This window comes from Achromobacter sp. 1L-A-4-B-C2 (assembly GCF_057291955.1).
Window position 1 is genome coordinate 883,385 of sequence record NZ_JBXAWP010000003.1, and the last position, 24,371, is coordinate 907,755.

At 65.4% G+C, this 24,371-nt stretch carries 21 protein-coding genes; 7 read left to right on the top strand and 14 right to left on the bottom strand.

The window, feature by feature from the left end; genetic code table 11:
• Positions 1-56: 56 nt before the first annotated feature.
• The 3 genes from ruvB to AC0Z35_RS17555 all read right to left on the bottom strand — a co-directional run bounded on the left by ruvB (position 57) and on the right by AC0Z35_RS17555 (position 3,531).
• Positions 57-1,130 carry a Holliday junction branch migration DNA helicase RuvB gene (gene ruvB / locus AC0Z35_RS17545; RefSeq protein ID WP_046803491.1) on the bottom strand — a complete coding sequence of 358 codons (1,074 nt, stop codon included), beginning with the start codon at positions 1,128-1,130 and terminating at the stop codon, positions 57-59.
• 101 nt (positions 1,131-1,231) lie between these two features.
• Positions 1,232-2,830, bottom strand: coding sequence for a sensor histidine kinase (locus AC0Z35_RS17550; protein WP_485132218.1), 1,599 nt, complete (start codon positions 2,828-2,830; stop codon positions 1,232-1,234).
• On the bottom strand, positions 2,830-3,531 hold the full coding sequence (locus tag AC0Z35_RS17555) for a response regulator (RefSeq protein ID WP_039882801.1): 702 nt from the start codon (positions 3,529-3,531) through the stop codon (positions 2,830-2,832). The genes AC0Z35_RS17550 and AC0Z35_RS17555 overlap by 1 nt, the downstream gene beginning before the upstream one ends.
• Positions 3,532-3,823: 292 nt before the next feature.
• On the opposite strand from AC0Z35_RS17555, the gene AC0Z35_RS17560 reads away from it, so the two are divergent.
• Positions 3,824-5,185: a fimbrial protein gene (locus AC0Z35_RS17560; RefSeq protein ID WP_223264804.1), complete on the top strand. Its 1,362-nt coding sequence runs from the start codon at positions 3,824-3,826 to the stop codon at positions 5,183-5,185.
• A 92-nt stretch (positions 5,186-5,277) separates the two neighbouring features.
• Positions 5,278-7,107: a DNA helicase RecQ gene (gene recQ, locus AC0Z35_RS17565; RefSeq protein WP_319308939.1), complete on the top strand. Its 1,830-nt coding sequence runs from the start codon at positions 5,278-5,280 to the stop codon at positions 7,105-7,107.
• Between the two features lie 63 nt (positions 7,108-7,170).
• Here the strand turns inward: recQ and AC0Z35_RS17570 are convergent, their stop codons facing one another.
• The gene (locus AC0Z35_RS17570) at positions 7,171-8,226 is read right to left on the bottom strand and encodes a cytochrome d ubiquinol oxidase subunit II (protein ID WP_046803495.1); all 1,056 of its coding nucleotides are present in this window, start codon (positions 8,224-8,226) and stop codon (positions 7,171-7,173) included.
• Entirely contained in the window at positions 8,223-9,566 is a 1,344-nt protein-coding gene (locus AC0Z35_RS17575) for a cytochrome ubiquinol oxidase subunit I (RefSeq protein WP_046803496.1), read from the bottom strand. Before AC0Z35_RS17575 ends, AC0Z35_RS17570 begins: the two co-directional genes overlap by 4 nt.
• Positions 9,567-9,702: 136 nt before the next feature.
• Here AC0Z35_RS17575 and AC0Z35_RS17580 point away from each other — a divergent pair, with 136 nt between their 5' ends.
• From AC0Z35_RS17580 to minE, 4 genes are all read left to right on the top strand, one after another.
• On the top strand, positions 9,703-11,472 hold the full coding sequence (locus AC0Z35_RS17580; protein WP_120153999.1) for a glutamine--tRNA ligase/YqeY domain fusion protein: 1,770 nt from the start codon (positions 9,703-9,705) through the stop codon (positions 11,470-11,472).
• Between the two features lie 175 nt (positions 11,473-11,647).
• Positions 11,648-12,556 carry a septum site-determining protein MinC gene (minC, locus tag AC0Z35_RS17585; RefSeq protein WP_319308938.1) on the top strand — a complete coding sequence of 303 codons (909 nt, stop codon included), beginning with the start codon at positions 11,648-11,650 and terminating at the stop codon, positions 12,554-12,556.
• A 141-nt stretch (positions 12,557-12,697) separates the two neighbouring features.
• Positions 12,698-13,513, top strand: a complete 816-nt coding sequence (gene minD / locus AC0Z35_RS17590; RefSeq protein ID WP_006217655.1) for a septum site-determining protein MinD — start codon at positions 12,698-12,700, stop codon at positions 13,511-13,513.
• A 3-nt stretch (positions 13,514-13,516) separates the two neighbouring features.
• Positions 13,517-13,774, top strand: a complete 258-nt coding sequence (gene minE / locus AC0Z35_RS17595) for a cell division topological specificity factor MinE (RefSeq protein WP_006217654.1) — start codon at positions 13,517-13,519, stop codon at positions 13,772-13,774.
• A 95-nt stretch (positions 13,775-13,869) separates the two neighbouring features.
• On the opposite strand, the gene AC0Z35_RS17600 is transcribed toward minE, so the two are convergent.
• From AC0Z35_RS17600 to AC0Z35_RS17615, 4 genes are all read right to left on the bottom strand, one after another.
• Positions 13,870-14,094 carry a glycine zipper 2TM domain-containing protein gene (locus AC0Z35_RS17600; protein WP_039882797.1) on the bottom strand — a complete coding sequence of 75 codons (225 nt, stop codon included), beginning with the start codon at positions 14,092-14,094 and terminating at the stop codon, positions 13,870-13,872.
• A 189-nt stretch (positions 14,095-14,283) separates the two neighbouring features.
• Positions 14,284-14,817: an isochorismatase family protein gene (locus AC0Z35_RS17605; protein WP_046803498.1), complete on the bottom strand. Its 534-nt coding sequence runs from the start codon at positions 14,815-14,817 to the stop codon at positions 14,284-14,286.
• Positions 14,818-15,101: 284 nt separating this feature from the next.
• Complete coding sequence (ettA, locus tag AC0Z35_RS17610; RefSeq protein WP_006217650.1) at positions 15,102-16,775, bottom strand: energy-dependent translational throttle protein EttA; 1,674 nt, start codon at positions 16,773-16,775, stop codon at positions 15,102-15,104.
• Between the two features lie 193 nt (positions 16,776-16,968).
• A complete protein-coding gene (locus AC0Z35_RS17615; RefSeq protein ID WP_104143532.1) occupies positions 16,969-17,883 on the bottom strand; it encodes a DMT family transporter in 915 nt (304 codons plus the stop codon).
• 309 nt (positions 17,884-18,192) lie between these two features.
• On the opposite strand from AC0Z35_RS17615, the gene AC0Z35_RS17620 reads away from it, so the two are divergent.
• Positions 18,193-18,714: a hypothetical protein gene (locus AC0Z35_RS17620; RefSeq protein ID WP_104143530.1), complete on the top strand. Its 522-nt coding sequence runs from the start codon at positions 18,193-18,195 to the stop codon at positions 18,712-18,714.
• Between the two features lie 79 nt (positions 18,715-18,793).
• Here AC0Z35_RS17620 and AC0Z35_RS17625 read toward each other — a convergent pair whose 3' ends face one another.
• From AC0Z35_RS17625 to AC0Z35_RS17645, 5 genes are all read right to left on the bottom strand, one after another.
• On the bottom strand, positions 18,794-19,783 hold the full coding sequence (locus AC0Z35_RS17625) for an ABC transporter ATP-binding protein (protein ID WP_219991763.1): 990 nt from the start codon (positions 19,781-19,783) through the stop codon (positions 18,794-18,796).
• The gene (locus AC0Z35_RS17630) at positions 19,780-20,760 is read right to left on the bottom strand and encodes an oligopeptide/dipeptide ABC transporter ATP-binding protein (RefSeq protein WP_314357558.1); all 981 of its coding nucleotides are present in this window, start codon (positions 20,758-20,760) and stop codon (positions 19,780-19,782) included. Before AC0Z35_RS17630 ends, AC0Z35_RS17625 begins: the two co-directional genes overlap by 4 nt.
• Positions 20,761-20,767: 7 nt before the next feature.
• On the bottom strand, positions 20,768-21,682 hold the full coding sequence (locus AC0Z35_RS17635) for an ABC transporter permease (RefSeq protein ID WP_046803503.1): 915 nt from the start codon (positions 21,680-21,682) through the stop codon (positions 20,768-20,770).
• A complete protein-coding gene (locus AC0Z35_RS17640; protein ID WP_104143526.1) occupies positions 21,682-22,671 on the bottom strand; it encodes an ABC transporter permease in 990 nt (329 codons plus the stop codon). Before AC0Z35_RS17640 ends, AC0Z35_RS17635 begins: the two co-directional genes overlap by 1 nt.
• 64 nt (positions 22,672-22,735) lie before the next feature.
• Positions 22,736-24,307: an ABC transporter substrate-binding protein gene (locus AC0Z35_RS17645; RefSeq protein WP_046803505.1), complete on the bottom strand. Its 1,572-nt coding sequence runs from the start codon at positions 24,305-24,307 to the stop codon at positions 22,736-22,738.
• Positions 24,308-24,371 lie beyond the last annotated feature (64 nt).

A 24,371-nucleotide genomic window follows, 5' to 3' on the forward strand; every position in this document is an offset into this window, starting at 1 on the left:
AACCCCAGGATCATAAACCCGTCACGCCGATTGCGCCGCCCGCCGAGGCGACTAGCCTATTTGTTGAACAGGTCGCCGCTGCCGGTGGCCGCGCCCGCCGGGGGCGCCAGGCCCAGATGGCGCCAGGTGGACAGCGTGGCGGTGCGCCCGCGCGGCGTGCGTTGCAGATAGCCGTGCTGGATCAGGTAAGGCTCGATCACGTCTTCGATGGTGTCGCGTTCTTCGCCGATCGCGGCGGCCAGGCTGTCCACGCCGACCGGGCCGCCATCGAACTTGTGGATGATGGCTTCAAGCAGCTTGCGGTCCATCAGGTCCAGGCCTTGGGGGTCCACTTCCAGCATGGCCAGCGCGCGGCCCGCGACGTCGGCGTCGATGGTGCCACTGGCCTTGACCTCGGCGTAGTCGCGCACGCGGCGCAGCAGGCGGTTGGCGATGCGGGGCGTGCCGCGCGCACGGCGTGCCACTTCCGCCGCGCCGTCGGGCGTGATGACGGCGTTCAGCAAACCCGCGCTGCGGGTGACGATGTGGCCCAGGTCCGTGGCGTTGTAGAACTCAAGCCGCGACACGATGCCAAAACGATCACGCAGCGGGTTGGTCAACATGCCGGCTCGCGTGGTGGCGCCCACCAGCGTGAACGGTTGCAGGTCCAGCTTGACGCTGCGCGCGGCCGGGCCTTCACCGATCAGGATGTCGATCTGGAAGTCTTCCAGCGCCGGGTAGAGAATTTCCTCGACCACGGGCGACAGGCGGTGGATCTCGTCGATGAACAGCACATCGTTCTTTTCCAGGTTGGTCAGCAATGCCGCCAGGTCGCCGGGGCGTTCCAGCACAGGTCCCGACGTCTGGCGCAGTTGCACGCCCATTTCATGCGCAATGATGTGGGCCAACGTGGTCTTGCCCAGGCCGGGGGGGCCGAACAGCAGCACGTGGTCCAGCGCCTCGCCGCGCTTGCGCGCGGCCGCGATGAAGATTTCAAGCTGTTCGCGGGCGCGCTGCTGGCCGACGTATTCCTGAAGGGCCTTGGGCCGCAAGGCGCGCTCGATCGATTCCTCGTTGGGCGACACCGGCTGCGGCGCCACGATACGAGGGGCGTCGGGACGAGAGGAAAGGGAATCGGACTGAATGGCCATGGTGCGAAAAACGACAAGGTACGAAGCAGGATGCATCGTACCGTATGGCGAGTCGGCGGGGGCGGGCCGTGGTGGGGGCGACTAGCTGGCCCCCACCCGCGTCAGCCGTTTTCCGACAACGGCAGCTTCACCCGCACGCACAGCCCGCCGGATTCCGCCTGGCGCAGTTCCAGGGACCCGCCATGCGCGCGCGCAATCGCCTCGGCCAGCGCCAGCCCCAACCCCACGCTGCCCGTGCGGGTACGCGCGTCGTCCAGGCGGCTGAAGGGGCGCAGCGCCTCCTGGCGGCGTTCCGGCACGATGCCGGGGCCATGGTCCGACACGTCCAGCACGGCCTCGCGGTCTTCGCGGCGCAGGCTGACATTGACCGGCGGCGCGCCATGATTGAGCGCATTGCCGATCAGGTTATCCAACAGGCGGCCCAGCGCCACCGCGTCGGCCTGCACCACCAGCGGCGCATCGTCGTCCACGGACGCCAGATGGATATCGGTGCCCGCCCCCTGCCACGCGCCCACGCGTTCGACCAGCCAGTCGGACAGCACGATGGGTGCATAGCGGTAGGCGGCCGGGTCCGTGCCGCGCACAAAACCGATGAACTGGTCGACCATGTGCTGCATGTCTTGCAGGTCGGTGCGCAAGCCTTCCTTCAGCTTGGAATCGTCGGCCATTTCAATGCGCAGCCACATGCGCGACAACGGCCCCTTCAGGTCATGCGGCAGGCCGGACAGCAGCGTGCGGCGCACGGAGTCGGACTCGGCCAGGGCGTCCAGCATGGCGTTGAAACGTTCGCCCAGCGCGCGGGTCTCGTGCGGGCCAGATGGTTCCACGCGCTGCGGCTGCCCGGCGGCAAGCTGGTCGGCCGCATCGGCCAAGCGCGTGATGGGGCGCGTGATGTGCCACGAAAAGCCCACGGCCAACAGCAGCAACAGGCCCAATCCGCCCAGCCAGGCCGCGATGAAGGGCGTGGCAACGGGCGGGTCCAGCCGTTCCAGGGGAATGACCAGCCATTCGCGCAGGCGCGGTACGTCTTCGCTGGCGGAATTGGGCGCCAGCGAAATGAAGATCTCGGGCGTGGGGCCGCGCGACAGCGCCACGCGCGTGCCGTCATTGAGCCGTTCGTTCAGCAACTGCACCAGCACGCGCAGGTCGCGACGGATGTCGTCGGGTTCGGGCTGGTAGCGCTTCATGCGCTCTTCATGGGCGGCGTGGTCGGCCTCGCGCTGCTGGGCGCTGCGCGAGTCGCCGGGGTCGACGCCGCGCCCGTCAGACGGCGGCGGAGGCGGCGATTCGCCGGGCCGGGAGTCGGGTCGCGAATCGGGTCGGGTGTCGGAACGGGTGTCGGAAGGCGGCGGCGGTGGCGGACGTGGCGCGGCACGTGGCGGCGGCGGCGGACGGCGGCCGTTGAAACGCTGAAGCTTGGCTTCGGCCGGCAACACGCGCGACCACAGGCGCCACTGGTTCTGCGACGCGGTGCGCACGAAATCGGCGCGGTCCTCGGCGGGCACCTCGGACAGCGCCGCGCGCAGCGTGCGGATCGTGGTGACGATATAGCCGATGGCCACGTCTTCCATGAACTTGTGCCGGAAGTACGACACCGTCACCAGCGTGGCCGCTTGCGTCAACAGCACAGCGCCCAGGATCAGCAGGATCAGGCGCGCCCGCAACGAGCGCGGCACCAGAAAGCGGGCGGGAAAACGCATCAGGGGGAAAACCGGTAGCCGATGCCCCAGACGGTCTGGATCCAGCGCGGTTGCTTGGGGTCGTCTTCAATGACGCGGCGCAGGCGCAGGATGGCGATGTCGATGGCGCGGTCGTTGCGTTCGCCCGCGTCATCATCGCGCGCCAGCGCCAGCAGGCGTTCGCGCGACAACGGCTTGCCCGCGTTGCGCACCAGCGCTTCCAGCAGGTTGATTTCGCCGCCGGTCAGCTTGACGACGGTGCCGTCACGGGACAACTGGCGGGTGGACGGGTCGAACAGGAACGGGCCGAACGTCACCGGCGCGTCTTTGGTCAGCGCGGACGGGCCGCGCTTGCGACGCAGCACGGCTTCAATGCGGGCCAGCAGTTCGCGCGGGTCGAAGGGCTTGCCGACATAATCGTCGGCGCCGGCTTCCAGGCCGATGATGCGGTCCACCGCCTCGTCGCGCGCGGTCAGCAGAATGACGGGGATGTCCTCGCCTTGCTCGCGCAGGCGGCGGCAGGCGTCGGCGCCATCGCCGCCGGGCAGCATGCGGTCAAGCACGAGCAGGTCGGGCGCGTAGCGGGTAATGCGCGACGACAGATCGGTGGCGTCCGGCGCCAGCAAGGTGTCGTAGCCGTGCCGATTCAGGTAGTCGGCCAGCAGTTGTCTTAGGGCCGGGTCGTCGTCCACGACCAGCAGCTTGGTATGAGGATTGTCCATGGATGCCATAGTGCGGCGCGGCGCGCCAAGCCGCAAGGGGCAGGAAATCAACTGAAATACACCTGTTGCATGATGTACGGCAGGTGTCTGGAAACGCTCCGGCAGCAGCTACCACGGGCGGTGGGCGCGTGATCGGCGGCGGGTTTGCAGGTGCTTGGCCATCTGCAAAACCTGTTCCGGACCCTTTTCCGCACCGGCCGACTAGCCGTAAAATACCGCTTGCCTTGCCGCTGGTCCGGTTTACTAAAAATCGTTTACAGCTACCGCGGCGTCCCCTTTCTACACTGTTTTTATGGTCGCCCCTGCAAACTGGCGCAGACGGCTGTTGCATGCGGCGCTGACGGCGGGAATGTGCTGCCCGCTGGCTACCGCGCTTGCCGACACGCTGGCTGCGTCCCCCCTTCCCAATTCGATGCCCGCCCAGGGCGCGCCGGTGCTGGTGGCACGCGGCATCGGCGTACTGTCCCCGGTACAGCCGATCCCCGTGCGCCCGGCGCCGTCGATCGAATCGCGTGCCGTGCCCCTGGGCCCGCCGCCCTGCGGCTTGCGGGCCGCCGAGCCGGCCTTGGACACCAGCGTGCAAGGCACCGAGGACAGCGGCGACGAAGCAATTCCCGGTTTGAATACCGGCTTGTCGCAAGGCATGGAGGGGGGCGCGCTGGCTTGCGACGATCAGGTTGCGGGCGCGGCCGACGGCAATGCGCCGGACGACAGCGGCACGTCGGACAGCAGCGTGCCGGACTATTCCTTCGCGCTGGAAGAAAGTGACATACCCCGCATCCCCGTCGTGGTGATTTCGGGCGTGTCGCGCCCGACTCGCCCGTGGTTTTCATCGGTCAGTGGCCAGGACGGCCTGCGTTACGGCGGCGACCGCAATTGGGTCTACCGCAACACCGCCGGCCCGTCGCTGACGGTGGGCAACATCAACGCCAACGCCCCCGCCTGGGGCAGCACCGCCCCGGTGGGCGGCTTGCAGATCGCCAATTGGGCCGGGTCGGCCGCCACCGTGCCGGAGGGCAGCTTTGGCTATTCGTCGTCGGTGGGCAAGCTCAACCGCATGGACCCCGCCGCCAGTTCAGGCGCGGTGGACTATGGCGCGTCGGTCGGCATGGGCAGCGTGCGCTACGGCCTGACGCCCGCGCTGACCGTCGAAGGCCAGATGCAAAGCGCCCCGTCGCTGACCACGCGCGGCATGGGCACCACCTATGCCGCTGGCGAATACGGCACCTTCCAGGCCGGCGCCACGCAAAGTTCGTTCGACGCGTCCAACGCCTGGCGCTACCGCTTCGGCTACAACGTCGAGGTTGCGGACGCCGTCAACCTGGGCTACACGAACGAGCAGATCGGTGCGGGGTTCGGCGACCTGTCCAATTACTCCGGCGGCGTGGCCGCGGCCCCGCAATCGCGCAATACGCTGTCGGCCGGTGTGCCGATCCAGGGCTGGGGCACCTTCAGCGGCACCTATTCGGGCCTGCACGAAGGCTCGGTGCTTGCCGAGCAGCGCGTGGGGCTGACCCACAGCATGTTCGTCGCGCCCAAGGTCAAGCTGGCCGTGGGCGCCGACCGCGACATCGTGTCGGGCAACTATGAATGGCGGGCCAACCTGAGCATGCCGGTGGACACCTTCATGCGCGGCACGTGGCTGAGCTGGTAGCAGGCCGCAAGCCGGACGGAAATATCCCCCTGAAACAGGCGCCCGGAAATTGCGGCTTAAAATCCCTGCCATGATGCTTCCGGCCTACCCCCATGTCTGACGCGCGCGCCCTGGGCGTACTACAGCGCGTTTTCGGTTACGAATCCTTCCGCGGCGACCAGCAAGCCATTGTCGAACAAGTGATCGACGGCGGCGACGCGCTGGTCCTGATGCCCACGGGCGGAGGGAAATCGCTCTGTTACCAGATTCCGTCGCTGGTGCGCGAAGGCACCGGCATTGTCGTGTCGCCCCTGATTGCGCTGATGCAGGACCAGGTCGACGCCCTGACCGAATTGGGCGTGCGCGCCGCGTTCCTGAACTCCACGCAGGACTGGCGCGTGGCCCGCGACGTCGAACAGGCGTTTCTGGCCGGCGAGCTGGATCTGCTTTACGTCGCCCCCGAACGGCTGCTGACCGACCGCTGCCTGCAACTGCTGGAACGCGGCCGCATCGCCCTGTTCGCTATCGACGAAGCGCATTGCGTGTCGCAATGGGGCCATGATTTCCGGCCGGAATACCTGGGCCTGTCGATGCTGCACGAGCGCTGGCCAGATGTGCCGCGCATCGCGCTGACGGCCACGGCCACGGCCGAGACCCGGACCGAGATCGCCCAACGCCTGTCGCTGGACGACGCCCGGCACTTCGTGTCCAGCTTCGACCGCCCCAACATCCGCTATCGCATCGTTGAAAAGAACGAAGTGCGCAAGCAACTGCTGGAAATGATCCGCACGGAACACCAGGGCGAGTCCGGCGTGGTGTACGGCCTGTCGCGGGCGCGGGTCGAGGAAACCGCCGAATTCCTGTGCAACCAGGGCATTGACGCCATGCCGTATCACGCGGGGCTCAGCCCGCAGGTGCGCGCCACCAATCAGTCCCGGTTCCTGCGCGAAGACGGCGTGGTCATGGTGGCCACCATTGCCTTCGGCATGGGCATCGACAAGCCTGACGTGCGTTTTGTGGCGCACATCGACCTGCCCAAGTCGGTTGAAGGCTACTACCAGGAAACCGGCCGGGCCGGCCGTGATGGGCTGCCCGCCACGGCGTGGCTGGCTTACGGCCTGCAAGACGTGGTGCAACAGCGCCGCATGATCGATGAATCCCCCGGCGACGAATCCTATCGCCGTCGGTTGGGTCAACAGCTGGACGCGATGCTGGGCCTGTGCGAAACGGTGGAATGCCGGCGCGTGCGGCTGCTGGCGTACTTTGGCCAGCACATTACCGCCTGCGGCAACTGCGACGTCTGCCTGGAACCGCCGCAAGCCTGGGACGGCACGGTGGCCGCGCAGAAAGTGCTGTCCGCCGTCTACCGCTTGTGGAAAGAACGCGGCCAGCGCTATGGCGCGGGCCACATCATCGACATTCTGCGTGGCAAGGTCACCGACCGCACCAAGCAGCACGGCCATGAAACGCTAAGCGTGTTCGGCGTGGGCGAAGACCTTAGCGATACCGCGTGGCGCGGCGTGCTGCGCCAGCTGCTGGCGCAAGGCTTGTTGACGGTGGACAACGAAGGCTTCGGCACCCTGGCCCTGACCGAAGGCAGCCGCGCGGTGCTCAAGGGCGAACGCCAGCTGATGCTGCGCCGCGAATCCGAAAAGAAGACGCGGTCGGGCAAGACCAGCAGCGGGCGGCCCAAGGCAGCGGCCATCGACCTGCCGGCCGAACTGCAACCCGTGTTCGAAGCCCTGCGCGCCTGGCGCGGCGAAGTGGCCAAGAGCCACGGCGTGCCGGCCTATGTCATTTTCCATGACGCCACGCTGCGTGAAATTGCCCTGGCGCAGCCAGAGTCCATGGACGCCCTTAGCCACATCAGCGGCGTGGGCGCACGCAAGCTGGAAGCCTACGGCGAAGAAATCCTGCAACGCGTGGCCAAGCCGGTGCTGTAAGGGCCCGCCCCTGGGGGGCGTTCCTTTTTCCGGCGCCCCGCCCCGCGCCCCACGCCTCAAGCTTCAATACGACGGCGGCGGCAACAGCGGCACCGGCGGGCGTTCCTTGCCGAACACCGACCGGTACGCCAGGATGTTGAACACCAACACCACCGGAATGCCCACGACCGCGCCGGCCATGACCAGGCGCATCGACCCCAGCGCGCCCGCGCCATCCCACAGCGTCATGTCGTCCAGGATCAGGTACGGGAACAGGCTGTAGGCCAAGCCGCTCAACATCAGCAGGAACAGCGCCACGCACAGCACGAAGGGCAACCAGCTGAAGCGGTCGGCGCGGCCGGGAAGGCGCGTCAGCAGCATTTCGGCCGCGACATAGCCTGCCAGCATCAGCACCCACACCGTGGCGGCCAGGCTCAGGTGCGCGATGTTGCTCCATTTGTAGAAGATGCCGGCATTGGCCAGGCCCAGCGTCACGGCAATGGCCACCATGCCCACCGCCGTCCAGCGGATGGCGTGGCGCGCCCAATAGGCGGCGCGGCGTTGCAAATCGCCGTCCACGCGCATGACCAACCACGATGCACCCAGCAGCACATAGGCGGCTACCGCGCACAGGCCGACGAACATGGCGAACCAGCCGTAGCCCGCATCGGACTGATAGCCCGTGGCGATGCGCCCCAGCAGCATGCCCTGCCCGAACGCCGTGATGAGGGAGCCCGCCCAAAAGCCGAAGATCCAGCGCGGCTTCATTTCGTTGCGCGCGCGGATGCGGAATTCAAACGACACGCTGCGCAGCACCACGCCCAGCACCATGAACGTCAACGGCCCGTACAGCTTGCCCAGCACCGCCCCCCACGCAAACGGGAATGCCGAGGCGAACAGCCCCATGCCCAGCAGCAACCAGAATTCGTTGGCGTCGCGCCACGGGCTCAACAGCGACATCATGCGGCCGCGCTCGTGTTCGGGCGCCAGTTGCAGCAGGATGCCCACGCCCAGATCGAAGCCGTCCAGGACCATGCCGGCGGCAATCACCACGAACAACAGGCCCATGAAGGCCAACGGCATCCAGAAAGAAGGGTCTTCGGGGCTGAGCCCCTGCGACGCGGCCAGCATGGCGATCATGGCGAGCCTCCGCCCAATTTACGTACCGGCACCACCCCATAGCGGGCGGCGTGAAACAGCATGCCCGTGAACGCGGCCAGCAGCAGGGCATACAGCAGGCCATAGCCCATCAGCCCGTAGAGCACCGTGCTGGACGGCATCTGCCCCAGCACTTCGGATTGCGTGATCGTGCCGTTCACCACGAAAGGTTGCAGGCCGATGATTGACACCCACCAAGTGGCCACCACGGCGATTCCGCCCGAAAACATCATGCCGCACAGCACGCGCTGCCACCACACGGGCAGCGTCGATGGGTCCAGCCCGCGCCGGAACGTCCACAGGAACGTCACGCACGCCACGGCCAGCATCAACAGCCCCGCCGCCACCGCCACCCGCAGCGACCAGAACGTCAAGGCCACCGGCGGCAACATGCCGGAATACTTGTCCAGGCCCCGGTAGGTGCCGTCGGCGTTGCGATGCAGCCAGCGGCCACCGGCATTGTGAATGGTGATGTCGGACACGTTGGTGTGGGCGCGCGCATCGGGCCAGCCAAACAGCACCAGCTGAGGTTCGGCGCCGCTTTCCCAGAAGCCGGCGGCGGCGGCGGCCTTGGCCGGTTGCAGCTTGGCCACCATCTGGCCCGCGCCGGTGGCCACGGGAATTTGAAGGATCGCGGCCAGCACAGCGATGACCAGCGCGGTCTTGAAGGCGTTGCGTTCGCCATCGCCCAGCGGACGGCGCAGCGCCTGCAATGCCGTCACGCCCATCATCAGGAATGAGGCAGCCAGCGCCGCGCCCACCGCCACCACGGCCATGCGCCAGCCCAACGACGGGTTCAGCACCACGGCCACCCAGTCGTAGACCTGGTAGCGGCCATCGACCAGGATCGCGCCATCGGGTGTCTGCATCCATGACTGCAAGGCCAGCACCCAGAACACCGCCACCAACTGGCCCACGGCCACCATCAGCACGGCCAGGGTATGGGCGCCGTCGGACACCCGGCGCTGCCCGAACAGCATGACGCCCAGAAAGCAGGACTTCAGGATGAATACCGACAGGATGCCGTAGCCCAGCAGCGGGCCGGCCACGTTGCCGATCTTGTCCATCAGGCCCGCCCACAGGCTGCCTATCTGGATCAGCACGGGCACGCTGGCCGCCAATGTCAGGACGAAGGCCAGCGCAAAAATGCGCACCCAGAACCGATAGGCGGCAGTCCAGCCGGGGCGGCCGGACCAGCGGGCGCGCACTTTAAAAAACAGAAGCACCCAGGCAAGCGCCAGGGAAACCGCCAGGAAAAGCGCCAGAAAGCTCAGGCTGGCCACGAACTGCGCACGGGCCAGGGAAAGGGTGGATATATCCATGATGGCCCGTAGTGTAGAGCCAGTTACAAGGCTGTGGGGACAGTTTGAAACCGGTTGCAGAGGGTTCAAAAAGGCCCCTGTTGCGGAACGTGGCAAAATTGACGCTTTGTCGCCGCTTTTTCCTATTCTTTCAAGAATGACCTCCGCCACGACGCCGACCCCTGCTGCATCCAATTTCCTGCTCAACATCGTCCAGGACGACCTCGAAGCCAACCGCTTCCAGGGCAAACGCTGGGCGGGCAAGCCTGGCCCGGCCGCCGTGCAGGAACAGGGCGACCCGGACCCGGCCCGCATCCGCACGCGCTTTCCGCCGGAGCCCAACGGCTACCTGCACATCGGTCACGCCAAGAGCATCTGCGTGAACTTCGGCCTGGCGCGCGACTTCGGCGGTGTCTGTCATCTGCGCTTTGACGACACCAACCCCGAAAAGGAAGACCAGGAATACGTCGACGCCATCATCGAAGCCGTGCGCTGGCTGGGCTTTGACTGGAAGGCCGCCGATGGCAAGGAAAACCTGTACTTCGCCAGCGACTACTTCGGCTATATGTACGAATTCGCCGAAGCCCTGGTCCAAGCCGGCCATGCCTATGTCGACGAGCAAAGCCCCGAGGAAATCCGCGCCAACCGTGGCACGCTGACCGAGCCGGGCACCGATTCGCCGTGGCGCAACCGCCCCGCCGCTGAATCGATCGCCCTGCTGCGCGAGATGCGCGACGGCAAGCATCCCGACGGCAGCCTGGTGCTGCGCGCCAAGATCAACATGGCTTCGCCCAACATCAATTTGCGCGATCCGGTCATGTACCGCGTGCGCCACGCCACCCACCACCGCACGGGCAACCAGTGGTGCATCTACCCGATGTACAGCTGGGCGCATCCGGTGGAGGACGCGCTGGAAGGCATCACGCACAGCGTCTGCACGCTGGAATTCGAAGACCAGCGTCCGTTCTACGACTGGATCCTGACGCGCCTGGCCGAACTGGGCAAGCTGGCCCAGCCGCTGCCGCACCAATATGAATTCGCCCGCCTGAACCTGAGCTACGTCGTCACCAGCAAGCGCAAGCTGTTGCAACTGGTGCGCGAAGGCCACGTCGACGGCTGGGACGACCCGCGCATGCCGACCATCTTCGGCCTGCGCCGCCGTGGCTACACGCCGGCCTCGATCCGCCTGTTCTGCGACCGCACCGCCGTGTCCAAGTCCGATTCGCGCATTGACTACAGCCTGCTTGAGCAAGCCGTGCGCGACGACCTCGACCCCATCGCGGCCCGCTCGGTGGCCGTGCTGGACCCGATCAAGCTGGTCATCACGAACTACCCCGAAGGCCAGTCCGAGCCCTGCACCGCGCCGCGCAACCCGCACGACCCGGAAGCGGGCGTGCGCGAATTCCCGCTGTCGCGCGAACTGTGGATCGAACGCGACGACTTCCGCGAGGAAGCGCCCAAGAAGTACTTCCGCCTGTTCCCGGGCAACACCGTGCGCCTGAAGTACGGCTACGTCGTGCGCTGCACCGGCTTCACCAAGAACGAAGCCGGCGAAATCGTCGAAGTGCAGGCCGAATACCTGCCCGAGACCAAAAGCGGCACGCCGGGCGCGGACAGCGTCAAGGTCAAGGGCAACATCACCTGGGTCAGCGCGGCCCACGCGGTGCCTGCCCAGATCCACCTGTACGACCGCCTGTTCGCCGATGCGCGTCCGGACGGTGGCGACAAGGACTTCCTGACCTGCCTGAACCCGAACTCCAAACAGACCGTCACGGCCTGGCTGGAACCCGGCACCGTCGCCACGCCGGGCGCCACCTGGCAGTTCGAACGCCTGGGTTATTTCACGGCCGACCTGAAAGAATCCACGCCTGACGCGCCGGTGCTCAACCGCATCGTGACCCTGCGCGATTCCTGGGCGCAAGGCTAAGCCGCCGCGCCACGCCGCCACGCGTGCGTAACACGGAAAAAGGCGCCTTCGGGCGCCTTGTTCTTTCGTCTTCCCCCCTGCGCACCCCACCCCGGCGCGGGTTATCATGCCCGACATCCCGCAGCCGGTTACGCGCGCCGTTTTCCTGGCGCCCGGACCGCCAGCCACAATCAAGATGAATACTGAATCGCTAGCCCTGGACTTCAAAAGCGCCACCCTTTATGCCATTCGCGTGGTTCTGCACAGCGCGGACCCCGAACGCCTCGCCGCCGCGCTGGCCAAGCGCATGGCGGATGCCGGCAGCTTTTTTGAAAACGAACCCGTGGTCATCGACGCCAGCCGCGTCGAAGACGCCATCGACTGGCCGGCGCTGGTTGCCGCGCTGCGCGCGCACAACCTGCCCGCCATCGGCGTGGTGGCCGAAGGCGCCAACCTGAAGGCCGCGCGCGACGCCGGCCTGGCACCGGTTGAGCTTTCCACCCCGCCCGCGCGCCCTGCCCCCGTGGTGGACACCGCGCCGCCCAATGATGTGTCGACGCCCGTGCCGTCGGTGCCGGCCGCGGCCGTTGAAACCGCGCCCGCCCCCACGGATACCTCGGCGGCGGATAGCGCAGCCACGGATAGCGCTGCCACGGATAGCGCTGCGGCTGACACGCCCGCCAAGCCCACGTCCGCCGAGCCGATGCCCGCGCGCGAAGCCAGCAACACCACCTCTGCCCCCACCCCCACGCAGGCCGCGCCGCATTCCGCATCGGCGCTGGTCATCACCAAGCCGCTGCGATCGGGCCAGCGCGTGTACGCGCGCCACACGGACCTGGTCGTGATCGGCATGGTCAGCCAGGGTGCCGAAGTCATTGCCGACGGCAATGTGCACGTCTACGGACCCTTGCGCGGCAAGGCCATGGCGGGCGCGCGCGGCGATACCTCGGCGCGCATTTTCACGACGCATCTGGACGCGGAACTGCTGGCCGTGGCCGGCGTGTACCGCGTGGTGGAAGACAAGCTTGACCGCACGTTGCAAAACCAGCCGGCGCTGGTTCGCCTGGATGGCGACACGCTGCGGATCGAGGCCCTGAAAAGCTGATCGGACGATGGCAAGGCGGCGTGCGCGCACGCCACGCACATCGTCCGGAACCTCAGGTCTCAACACATTCTGTAAGAAGCCTTACATGGGCTTTTTGCTTTACGATAACGCGATTTATTCGAACATAAGGGTTTGATCGTCATGACACGCATTGTTGTGGTGACTTCCGGCAAAGGCGGCGTGGGTAAAACCACGACGAGCGCCAGTTTTTCCGCGGGCCTCGCGATGCGGGGCCACAAGACCGCTGTCATCGACTTCGATGTCGGCCTGCGCAATCTCGACCTCATCATGGGCTGCGAGCGTCGCGTGGTGTACGACTTCGTCAACGTGATTCAGGGCGAAGCCACCCTCAACCAGGCGCTGATCAAGGACAAGCAGCTTGAAAACCTGTTCATCCTGCCCGCCTCGCAAACGCGCGACAAAGACGCGCTGACGCAGGAAGGCGTGGAAAAGGTCATCAACGACCTGAAGGAAATGGGTTTCGAATACATCGTCTGCGACTCGCCGGCCGGTATTGAAACGGGCGCGCTGATGGCCGCTTATTTCGCCGACGACGCATTGGTCGTGACAAACCCGGAAGTCTCGTCGGTACGCGATTCCGATCGCATCCTGGGCATCCTGGCGGCCAAGTCCAAGCGCGCGGTGGACGGCGGTGAACCCGTCAAGGAATTCCTGCTGCTCACGCGCTACAACCCCAAGCGCGTGGTCGACGGCGAGATGCTGTCGCTGGGCGATATCGAAGACATTCTGCGCATCAAGCTGATCGGTGTCATTCCCGAATCGGAAGCCGTGCTGCAAGCCTCCAACCAAGGCCTGCCGGCGATCCACCTGAAAGAGACCGACGTCTCCGAAGCGTACAAGGACGTCGTGGCCCGTTACCTTGGCGAAGACAAGGCCCTGCGCTTTACCGATTACGAAAAGCCCGGTTTCCTGAAACGCCTGTTCGGAGGCAAGTAAGCAATGTCCTTCCTGTCGTTTCTGCTTGGTCAAAAGAAAACTTCCGCGTCCGTCGCCAAGGAACGGTTGCAGATCATCCTGGCCCACGAGCGGGGCCGCGGCGACTCGCCCGACTACCTGCCGCAGCTGCAGCAGGAACTTATCGCCGTGATTTCAAAGTACGTGAAGATCAACCCCGAAGACATCAAGGTGCACCTGGAACGCCAGGACACGCTGGAAGTGTTGGAAGTGAAGATCGAGATGCCGCAGAACGAAACGTGATGCGGCGGTCGCGCCGGTTTGCCGGCGCGAATCGCATCTTGGTCACGGCCAAAAAAAAGCCCGGCAATGCCGGGCTTTTTGCTGCTGGGCAGCGTTTAGTGCTTGCCGACCTGATCGCCGATCACGCCGCCGATCGCCGCTCCACCCACCGTACCCAGGACCCCGCCGTTGGTGATGACGGCGCCTGCGACGCCGCCCAAAGCGGCCCCGCCCACCGTGCTCTTTTGACGATGGCTCATGCCATCCCAGGACGAGCAGCCTGCCATGGCGGCGGTCATTGCGAGTGCGACACAGATTTTGGAAAGAGATGCGATTTTCATGATGAGGCTCCTATTCTTATCCCCGGGGCCGCACCATGGACCTGACGCGAGCGCGCGATCCCCATATGGGTTTAGAAACTTCAGGATCTCAAAATATCCGCACGTGTGGTGTTAGGTTTGCCCAGGAATTGTGTCAAACAGCGAGAGAATAATTGCGCGCCCCAGGGACGATGTTGCAGGGCGCGTCGGCTATTTGACGAGACGTAACACCTCGCGAAAACGGGGATGTTCGCAAGTTTGCATCCATTCGAATATCGCCATTTCCGATGTGACGATATCCGCGCCATGTGCCCGCGCGCGGCGCAGCGCGGCGTGGTGGTCCGACGGCTTGCGCGAGCCCGCCGCGTCCGACACGAGCACCGCGTGATAGCCCATGTCGGCCAGGCCGATCACGGTTTGCAGCACGCAGATATGCGCCTCGCAACCGGCCACCAGAATGGTCTTGCGCGCGGCCGGCAGCCACGCTTCAAAGCCTGGTTCACGCGTGGAAGAAAAGTGCATCTTCTGAAAAGTGGACTGCACGATGCCGCGCAACGGGTCCACGGTGACGCCCAGCATCTTGCTGTGATGCTCGGTGGCGATGACCGGCACATCAAGCAAGCGCGCGGCCTGTGCGAGCTTGTGCGTGGTGTGCAGCACGGCCTCATTGTCGTGAATGACGGGCATCAATCGGCCCTGCATGTCGACGATGAGGAACGTGGAATCGGAGGCTTGCAGCAGCATTGGGAATCTCCGGAAAGCCGGCAACGGAATAGACGGGAACCGCAACGCGGCGCAGCCGAAGCGCGCGCGTGTTGCCTAATGATATAGCGGCGACCCGACCGGACAGGTTCAGCGTCTTGGCGACGGACCGCAGACGCTTGTCTTCGGTCCACAGCAAGGCACTGGACGCACGACGCAATTTTGAGTTCATCGCCGCGAAAAAAATCCCGGCGCGTGGGCCGGGATTCTTGGGCTGAACAAGCTGATTGCTAATTCAGCGCTTACTTCAGCACTTACTTCAGCGCTTACTTCAATGCCTTGTAGCGCAGGCGCTTGGGCTTGGCGCCTTCTTCGCCCAGGCGGCGCTTCTTGTCGGCTTCGTACTCTTGGTAGTTGCCATCGAAGAACACCACTTGCGAATCGCCTTCAAAGGCCAGGATGTGCGTGGCGATGCGGTCCAGGAACCAGCGATCGTGGCTGATGACCATGACGCTGCCGGGGAACTCCAGCAAGGCATCTTCCAGCGCGCGCAGCGTTTCAACGTCAAGGTCGTTGGACGGTTCGTCAAGCAGCAGCACGTTGCCGCCGGCGATCAGCGTCTTGGCCATGTGCAGGCGGCCGCGTTCGCCGCCGGACAGCTGACCCACGACCTTGTTCTGGTCGCCGCCCTTGAAGTTGAAGCGGCCCAGGTAGGCGCGCGACGACATTTCGAACTTGCCCACGGTCAGGATGTCGGCGCCGTCGGCCACCGCATCGAACACCGTCTTTTTGTCTTCCAGCGCATCGCGCGACTGGTCCACGTAGGCCAGCTTGACGGTTTGGCCGATGGTGACTTCGCCCGAATCCGGTTGCTCGCGGCCCGCGATCATGCGGAACAGCGTGGACTTACCGGCGCCGTTGGCGCCGATGATGCCGACGATGGCGCCCGGCGGGATCTTGAAGCTCAGGTTATCGATCAACAGGCGATCGCCATACGCCTTGCTGACGTTGTTGAATTCGATGACCTCGTTGCCCAGGCGCTCGCCCACGGGAATGAAGATTTCCTGGGTTTCGTTGCGCTTCTGGTATTCGTAGGACGACAGTTCTTCGAAGCGGGCCAGGCGAGCCTTGGCCTTGGCCTGACGGCCCTTCGGGTTCTGGCGCACCCATTCCAGTTCTTTCTTGATGGTCTTCTGGCGGGCAGATTCCGAGGACTCTTCCTGCTTCAGGCGGTCTTCTTTTTGCTCAAGCCACGAGCTGTAGTTGCCCTTCCAGGGGATGCCGTAGCCGCGATCCAGTTCCAGGATCCATTCGGCGGCGTTGTCCAGGAAGTAGCGATCGTGGGTCACGCCGACGACGGTGCCGGGGAACTTGTGCAGGAATTGCTCCAGCCATTCCACGCTTTCGGCGTCCAAGTGGTTGGTGGGTTCGTCCAGCAGCAGCATGTCGGGCTTGGACAGCAGCAGGCGGCACAGGGCCACGCGGCGCTTTTCACCCCCGGACAGGTTGCCGACGATGGCGTCCCAGGGCGGCAGGCGCAAGGCGTCGGCGGCGATTTCCATCTGATGTTCGATGTCGTCCGAACCGCTGGAGGCGGCGGCGGCGATGATGGCTTCCAGGTCGGCCTGTTCAGCGGCCAGCGCGTCGAAGTCGGCGTCCGGCTCGGCGTAGGCGGCGTAGACCTCGTCCAGGCGCTTCTTGGCGGTGACGACGGCGCCCAGGCCCTCTTCGACCGATTGGCGCACCGTGTGCTCGGGGTTCAGTTGCGGTTCCTGCGGCAGATAGCCGATGTTCAGGCCCGGCATGGGAATGGCTTCGCCTTCGATCTCTTTATCGACGCCCGCCATGATCTTCAGCAGCGTCGACTTGCCCGAGCCGTTCAGGCCCAGCACGCCGATCTTGGCGCCAGGAAAAAACGAAAGCGAGATGTCACGCAGGATCTGCCGCTTGGGCGGCACGATCTTGCCGACGCGGTTCATGGTGTAGACGTATTGGGCCATGGGCTCGTATAGGGAAAGAAAGCTGATGAACCGTCGATTGTAGGCCGGAACCCTGACAGGCGTGCGTCAGCGAGGGAACGTCGGGGTTACCCCCCCGTTCTCCGCCCCGGTTCTCCGTCCCTGTCATTGCCCAAGTCGCTGCTCGGGTCATTGCGCGGGTCACTGCCCGGGTCGCTGCCCCTTCGTCGCCCCTCTACCCGCGCCGTGCCCCCAGGCGCGGGGTACGCATCTGCGCCAGCATGACCCCGGCCAGCGCCAGCAAGCCGCCCACGATATGGAACAGATGCGGCTTTTCGTCCAGGAACACCGAAGCGATAGCCACCGTGCCCACCGGCATCAGGTTCAGGAAAATGCTGGCCCGGTTCGGGCCCAGGTGCTTGACCCCCTGCATCCACAGGAAAGGCGCAAACAGGGACGGAAATATCGCGGCATACAGCACCAGGGGCACGTTATCCGCATTCAACGGCGACGGCGCGGCCATCAGGAATGCCGGCAACTGGAACAGCACGCCAAACCCAATCTGCACGTACAGCGACACCCACGGGCCCACCGGCAAGCCCCAGCGACGCAGCAGCACGCCATACAGCGCATAGGCCAGCGCGGCCATGCCCATCAGCAGGTCACCCGGGTTGGCGCCCACGGACAGCAGCCGCGCGGGGTCGCCTTCGCCGATCAGCAGGGCCAGGCCGGCCAGCGACACCACGCCGCCCAGCATCGCCATCAGCGTGGGCCGCTGGCGCAGCACCACCGTGCCCACCGCGATGGTCAAGAGCGGGATCATGGCGGTGATGATGCCCATATTGGTGGCGGTGGTGCTGGACGCGGCCACATAGGCCAGGCCTTGGTACAGCGCCATGCCCAAGCCGCCCAGCACGGCGAACTTGGGCAGGTACGGCAGGATCAGGCGGCGTTGCGTCCACACGCCTCGCAATGCGAACGGCGTCAGCACGGCGCCGGCCAGCGCCCAGCGGTAAAAGCCGATGACGGCGGGCGAGATCACGCCGGCGGCCATCTTCGTGACGATCATGTTGACGGACCAGATCAGGGCAGCCAACAGCGGAAACAGCAGGTAGCGGGCGGGAACGGCGGAAGGGTCGGATCGCGACATGGATGGGTGATGCGAAAGAGGAATATAAGAACAGGGCGCAAGTGTAGGGCCTGTCCGAATGACGGTGTGCCGTTGCCGCGGTACGCCATCGGGATACGGCCGCGGGTCGGGCATTGCCGGTGGAACAAAGGCTGAAAGCAGGACGCCGGCAAGGACATTGAGCCGCCGGCCCGCGCGGGCCTGACAGCCTTGTAACGCCGCGTCATCCAAGCGCCTGATGCAAGGCAGCGCCGATCGCGCGACAATAGCGCCTGACTTTACGTATCTTGCCGTGCCGTCGCGGCTTCATCGCGCCCAGGAACCCTCTTCATGTCCGCCTCAGCCACTCCCCCAGCCTCCGTCACCCACTTCAGCACGTCCGAGCTGGACATGCTGGCCAAGACCGCCGACGCCCTCAGCGCCTATCTGGGCAAGCCGGTGCTGGCCGAAGTCATCCTGGGCGACGAAGGCACCGAGTGGGTCACCTATGGCGTGCCGATGGACGAAGGCGCGGAAGCGGACGATGAGCAGACTCACGTCCAGATGGGCGGCGCGGGCTCGCGCCTGCTGGGCAATCGCGGCGGGCTGCCGCATGCCGATGACGACACCTACGACTGCCTGTACCTGTGGGCCGTGCAGATTTCGCTGAACGAAGGCGAACGCTTCATCAAGCTGGATCACGACGGCGAAGAATCCGCGTGGTCCGACAACCTGGAAGACGTCCTGCCCTTTGCGCTGACCGAAGAACCGCAAGCGGACCCGAGCACGGCCGACGCAGAGGACGAAGACGAGGACGAGGACGATGAGGACGACGACACGCCGTACGACTCGGTCCACGAACCCCGCCACTGATACCCGGCGGGGTCGCGTCCGGCCCGTGACGGCTTGGGCGCCATTGCAGCCCGCCCTTATCGTTCGGGCGCATCCTTCCTCAGGCGCGTCCTTCCTCTACCGCATGGCAGGCCACCACGGAAACCCCAGTCAACATGGCAACCGGCGCTTCGGCCCGGCAGCGGTCATTGGCGTGCGGGCAGCGCGGATGAAACGTGCACCCTGGTGGCGGGTTCAGCGGATTGGGCACTTCGCCGGCCACCGCCGTGCGCGGCTTGCCCGCCCCGTTGATATCCGGAATCGCCTCAAGCAGCATGCGCGTGTACGGATGCCTGGGCCGCGCAAATAGTTCATCGCGCGGCGCCACTTCCACCATCCGGCCCAGGTACATCACGCCCACCCGGTCGGCCACATGGTGCACCACCGCCAGGTTGTGCGAAATGAACAGATAGGTCAGCCCCAGCTTGCGCTGCAGGTCCTTCATCAGGTTCAACACCTGCGCCTGCACCGATACGTCAAGCGCCGACGTCGGTTCGTCGCACACCAGGAATTCCGGGTTCACCGCCAGCGCCCGCGCAATCGAGATGCGTTGACGCTGCCCGCCCGAAAACTGATGCGGATAACGCCCCTGGTCAGCCGGGTCCAGCCCCACCTGCAACAGCAATTCGCTGACGCGCGCCACACGTTCGGCGGGCGTCATGGTGGTGTGCGTCAGCATGGGTTCGGCGATGATGCGGCCCACGCGCCAACGCGGGTTCAGGCTGGCGTACGGGTCCTGAAAAATCATCTGCAAGCGCTTGCGCAGATTGCGGCCGCCCTTCTCCGACATGCGTGACAGCGGCTGGCCGTCGAAACGGATGTCGCCACGCGTCAGTCCGTACAAGCCCACCAGCATGCGCGCGACCGTGGATTTTCCACAGCCCGATTCGCCCACCAGCGCCAGCGTTTCACCGCGCGCAATGTCGAACGACACACCGTCGACGGCGCGCAGCATCACACGCGGCTTGCCCGCCAGCTTGCGTTCCAGCCACGGCGGCGACACGTCGAACCAGCGCGCGGCATCCTTTACTTCCACCAAGGGCGCGTTCATGCGGCCACCATCGCTTTGTCGTCATGCAACCAACAGGCCGCGCGGGACGTGCCCGCCGGCAGTAATTCGGGGCGCTCGGTCGCGCAGCGCGGCAGGCGCTGGCCGCAACGCGGATTGAACGCGCAGCCCGACGGAATGGCGTTCAGGCGCGGCATGCTGCCGTCGATCTGCACCAGCCGTTCCGTGTGCCCGTCCATTGACGGGATGGACCCCATCAACCCCGCCGTATAGGGATGGCGCGGCTTGTGGATCACGTCGGCCACCGGCCCGATCTCGGCCACGCGGCCCGCGTACATCACCGCCACGCGGTCGGCGGTTTCGGCGATGACGCCCATGTCGTGCGTGATCAGCATGACCGCCGTGCCGTGGTCGCGGCACAGGCGTTTCAGCAGTTCGATGATCTGCGCCTGGATGGACACATCCAGCGCCGTGGTGGGCTCATCGGCCACCACCAGCTTGGGCTCGGCCGCCAGCGCCAGCGCGATGACCACGCGTTGCCGCATGCCGCCCGAGAACTGATGCGGATAGTGGTCAATGCGTTCGCGCGCGGCCGGGATGCCGGTGGACGCCAGCAATTCCACCGCGCGGTTGCGCGCCTGCGACCACGTCATGTCCAGATGCGTGACGATGGTTTCCGCCAACTGCCGGCCCACCGTGTACAGCGGGTTCAGCGACGTCAAGGGGTCCTGGAACACCGCGCCGATTTCGCGGCCGCGCACGCGGCGCATCTGCTCGTCGGGCAGGTTGTCGATGCGGCGGCCCGCCAGCAGGATTTCGCCCGCCGCGATACGGCCCGGCGGTTCCAGCAGGCCGATGATGGAGGCGCCGGTCAGCGATTTGCCGGCTCCCGATTCGCCCACCACGCCCAGCACTTCGCCGGCCTGGATGGAAAAGGACACGTCGTCCAGGGCGCGTAGCGTGCCGCGGCGCGTGGGAAATTCCACGCGCAGATTGCGGACTTCCAGAAGTGCGCTCATGGTTACCTCAATTCAGCCGCGGGTTGAGCGCATCGCGCAGCCAGTCACCCAGCAGGTTGACCGACAGCACCAGCAGCACCAGCGCCGCGCCCGGGAAAATGGTGATCCACCATTCGCCGGAAAACAGGAAATCGTTGCCGATGCGGATCAGCGTGCCCAGCGACGGCGCGGTCGGCGGCACGCCCACCCCCAGGAACGACAAGGTCGCCTCGGTGATGATGGCGGTGGCCAGGTGCACCGTGGCCAGCACCAGCACCGGCCCCAGCACATTGGGCAGCACGTGGCGGAACATGATGACGGGCGAGGCCACGCCGATCACGCGCGCCGCCTGCACGTATTCGCGGTTTTTCTCCACCAGCGTGGACCCGCGCACGGTGCGTGCGTACTGCGGCCAGCCGGCCAGCGCGATGGCGCCGATCAGCACGGGGAACGCGATCAGCTCGTGCATCTCGCGCGGCACGGCGGCACGCGCCACGCCATCGATCAACAGCGCGATCAGAATCGCCGGGAACGACAGCTGCACGTCGGCCACCCGCATGATGAACGCATCGATGCGCCCACCCGCGTAGCCGGAAATCAGCCCCAGCACGATACCGATCAACATCGACAGCAGCACCGACGCCAGCCCGATCAACAGCGACACGCGCGTGCCGTAGAGGATGGCGGAATACAGGTCGCGGCCCTGGCTATCCGTGCCCAGCAGGTAGGTGGCCTGGCCGTTGGCTTCCCAGGCGGGCGGCAGCAAGGCGTCCAGCAGTTCTACCGTAGTCAGATCGAACGGGTTGTGCGGCGCGACCCAGCCAGCGCCGAACGAGCCGATCAGCAGCGTCACCAGCAACAGGGTCGCGATGATGGCCACGGGCGCGCGGCGCCAGGCCCAGGCAATGTCGCTGTCCCACCAACGTTTGAGTGCGGCGCGCATCAGTGAGCCCCCCCGGCGCGAGTCATCCCGGAACGCAAGCGCGGGTCGACGACGAAATAGAGCAGATCGACCACCAGGTTGATCACCACGAACACCAGCGCGATCAGGCACAGGTACGCGGCCATCACGGGCACGTCGGCAAATTGCACCGCCTGGATGAACAGCAGGCCCATGCCCGGCCACTGGAATACGGTTTCCGTGACGATGGCAAACGCGATGATGCCGCCCAGTTGCAAGCCGGTGATCGTGATGACGGGCACCATCGTGTTCTTCAGCGCGTGGCCGAAGTGAATGGCGCGGCGCTTCAGCCCCCGTGCGCGGGCGAACTTGATGTAGTCGGACCGCAGCACTTCCAGCATTTCAGAACGCACCAGGCGCAGCACCAACGTCATCTGGAACAACGACAAGGTGATGGACGGCAGGATCAGGTGCTTCCAGCCGGTGGCGGTGAACAGCCCCGACGTCCACCAGCCCACGGCGACGGTATCGCCCCGCCCGTAGCTGGGCAGCCAGCCCAGCTGCACTGAGAACACCAGGATCAGCAGGATGCCGATCAGGAAGGTGGGCAGCGACACGCCCAGCAAGGAACCGGCCAGCAGCAACTGCGAAACCAGGCTGTTGCGCTTGAGCGCGGTGTACACGCCCAGCGGCACGCCCACCACCAGCGCCAGCAAGGCGGCCACCATGGACAGCTCCAGCGTGGCCGGCAGGCGGGACTTGAGCAAAGTGGAAACGGGTTCGCTCTGGCGCAGCGAAATGCCGAAATTGCCCTGCGCGGCGTTGGCCACGAAATGGCCGAATTGAACGATGGCGGGCTCGTTCAGGCCCAGGCGTTCACGCAGTTCGATGCGCTCGGCATCGGTGGCGTCCTGCCCCAGCATGATGGTGACAGGGTCGCCGACGTATTGAAAAAGCACAAAGGCCAGTAGCGCGACGGTGAGCATCACCGCTACGGCCTGCAACAGGCGGCGCAGTATGAAAGCAAACATAGGGGAACAACCAAAAACAGACGGCGCGCGCCGGGTGGGCGCCGCGCCGTCTGGTTAGCCGGGATCAGTCAACCTTGACCCAGTCGGCAACAAGGCGATTATCGGCACGGTGGATAACCGTGACGTTCTTGCGCATCGCCCAGGGGATGACCTGGTCATGCAGCGGGATGTGGCCGAAGTCCTTGGCGTGCCCTTGCAGCACGGTGATGATGTCGGCGTCGCGCTTGGCGGGATCGGTTTCGGTCTTGATGCGGTCGATGATGACGTCAAGTTCCTTGTTGCTGTAGCCGCCCAGGTTGTACATGCCGTCCGCGCCCTCGCCCTTGGTGCGGATCAGGTTCTGCAACGAGTACATGGCGTCGAACGTGGGCACGCCCCAGCCGAACAGGTAGGCGCTGGTGTCGAACGACTGCACCTTGGGGAAGTACGTGGAACGCGGCATGGCGTTCATCGTGGCCTTCACACCCACCTTGGCCCACATGCCGACCACGGCCTGGCAGATGGCTTCGTCGTTGATGTAGCGGTTGTTGGGGCAGTCCAGCGTGAAGTTCAAGGTGCCGTCGTAGCCGGCTTCCTTGAGCAACGCGCGCGACTTTTCGGGGTCGTAGGGCACGCGCTTGTGCACCGATTCCGCCCAGCCATGCACCTGCGGCGCGATCATCGTGCCGGTGGGCGCGGACAGGCCGCGCATCACGGCGCGCTTGATGGCGTCCACGTCGATGGCGCGGTACAGCGCTTCGCGCACGCGGATGTCCTGGAACGGGTTCTTGCCCTTGATGTTCGAGTACTGCAATTCCGGACGCTTCTGGTCCAGGCCCAGGTAAATGGTGCGGTATTCGTTGCCTTCGACCACCTTCTGCGCCTGGCGCAAGCGCTCCAGATCCTGCGCGGCGGGGTCCAGCACGAAGTCGATTTCGCCGGACAGCAACGCGGCGGTGCGCGTGGCGTTCTGCTTGATGGGCGTAAACACCACCTCGGTCACGTTACCGACCTTGCCGGCCTTGTTCCACCAGTCCTTGTTTTCTTCAAAGACGGTGCGCACGTCCACTTCGCGCGTCTTCAGCTTGTAGGGGCCGGTGCCGTTGGTGTTGCGCGCGCCAAAGGTCTCTTCTTTGTTGACGTAGTCCTGCGGCTTGGCGATGTTGTTCTTTTCGGACCAGGCCTTGTTCATGATGAACACGTTGGTCAGCTGGCGCAGCAGCACCGGGTTGGGCGCCGACGTTTCGATCTCGATGGTCAGGTCGTCGATCTTGCGCGCTTCCTTGATGCCGGTCGTGTAGGCCTTGTAGTTCGACGTGGGCGCCATGGCGCGGTGAATCGAGAACACCGCGTCGTCGGCGGTGAAGGCCGCGCCGTCATGGAACTTCACCCCGGGGCGCAGCTTGAAGCGATACAGCGTCGGCGACACCTGTTCCCATTCCGTGGCCAGGCGCGGCACCACCTTGAACGTCTTGTCGTAGTCCACCAGCGGCTCGTAGATGTAGCTGTTGGCGGCGATCGTCATGCCCTCGTTTTGCGAGTGCGGGTCGAACGTAAGGATGTCGCCTTGGGCGGCCCAACGGAAAGTCTTGGCCTGCCCGATCGAGGGCACAGCCACGGCGGCGGCGATCGCGATAGCAATCAAAGTGCGGCGCATAGGGGTTAACTCCTGACATTAGTCTGAATACCGGCGCCGAGTGTGCCTACGCGTAAGACCCCAG

Excerpts from the sequence above, each read along its gene's own strand:
- ruvB (WP_046803491.1), bottom strand. The coding sequence starts at position 1,130 with ATGGCCATTCAGTCCGATTCCCTTTCCTCTCGTCCCGACGCCCCTCGT.
- AC0Z35_RS17550 (WP_485132218.1), bottom strand. The coding sequence starts at position 2,830 with ATGCGTTTTCCCGCCCGCTTTCTGGTGCCGCGCTCGTTGCGGGCGCGC.
- AC0Z35_RS17555 (WP_039882801.1), bottom strand. The coding sequence starts at position 3,531 with ATGGACAATCCTCATACCAAGCTGCTGGTCGTGGACGACGACCCGGCC.
- AC0Z35_RS17560 (WP_223264804.1), top strand. The coding sequence starts at position 3,824 with ATGGTCGCCCCTGCAAACTGGCGCAGACGGCTGTTGCATGCGGCGCTG.
- recQ (WP_319308939.1), top strand. The coding sequence starts at position 5,278 with ATGTCTGACGCGCGCGCCCTGGGCGTACTACAGCGCGTTTTCGGTTAC.
- AC0Z35_RS17570 (WP_046803495.1), bottom strand. The coding sequence starts at position 8,226 with ATGATCGCCATGCTGGCCGCGTCGCAGGGGCTCAGCCCCGAAGACCCT.
- AC0Z35_RS17575 (WP_046803496.1), bottom strand. The coding sequence starts at position 9,566 with ATGGATATATCCACCCTTTCCCTGGCCCGTGCGCAGTTCGTGGCCAGC.
- AC0Z35_RS17580 (WP_120153999.1), top strand. The coding sequence starts at position 9,703 with ATGACCTCCGCCACGACGCCGACCCCTGCTGCATCCAATTTCCTGCTC.
- minC (WP_319308938.1), top strand. The coding sequence starts at position 11,648 with ATGAATACTGAATCGCTAGCCCTGGACTTCAAAAGCGCCACCCTTTAT.
- minD (WP_006217655.1), top strand. The coding sequence starts at position 12,698 with ATGACACGCATTGTTGTGGTGACTTCCGGCAAAGGCGGCGTGGGTAAA.
- minE (WP_006217654.1), top strand. The coding sequence starts at position 13,517 with ATGTCCTTCCTGTCGTTTCTGCTTGGTCAAAAGAAAACTTCCGCGTCC.
- AC0Z35_RS17600 (WP_039882797.1), bottom strand. The coding sequence starts at position 14,094 with ATGAAAATCGCATCTCTTTCCAAAATCTGTGTCGCACTCGCAATGACC.
- AC0Z35_RS17605 (WP_046803498.1), bottom strand. The coding sequence starts at position 14,817 with ATGCTGCTGCAAGCCTCCGATTCCACGTTCCTCATCGTCGACATGCAG.
- ettA (WP_006217650.1), bottom strand. The coding sequence starts at position 16,775 with ATGGCCCAATACGTCTACACCATGAACCGCGTCGGCAAGATCGTGCCG.
- AC0Z35_RS17615 (WP_104143532.1), bottom strand. The coding sequence starts at position 17,883 with ATGTCGCGATCCGACCCTTCCGCCGTTCCCGCCCGCTACCTGCTGTTT.
- AC0Z35_RS17620 (WP_104143530.1), top strand. The coding sequence starts at position 18,193 with ATGTCCGCCTCAGCCACTCCCCCAGCCTCCGTCACCCACTTCAGCACG.
- AC0Z35_RS17625 (WP_219991763.1), bottom strand. The coding sequence starts at position 19,783 with ATGAACGCGCCCTTGGTGGAAGTAAAGGATGCCGCGCGCTGGTTCGAC.
- AC0Z35_RS17630 (WP_314357558.1), bottom strand. The coding sequence starts at position 20,760 with ATGAGCGCACTTCTGGAAGTCCGCAATCTGCGCGTGGAATTTCCCACG.
- AC0Z35_RS17635 (WP_046803503.1), bottom strand. The coding sequence starts at position 21,682 with ATGCGCGCCGCACTCAAACGTTGGTGGGACAGCGACATTGCCTGGGCC.
- AC0Z35_RS17640 (WP_104143526.1), bottom strand. The coding sequence starts at position 22,671 with ATGTTTGCTTTCATACTGCGCCGCCTGTTGCAGGCCGTAGCGGTGATG.
- AC0Z35_RS17645 (WP_046803505.1), bottom strand. The coding sequence starts at position 24,307 with ATGCGCCGCACTTTGATTGCTATCGCGATCGCCGCCGCCGTGGCTGTG.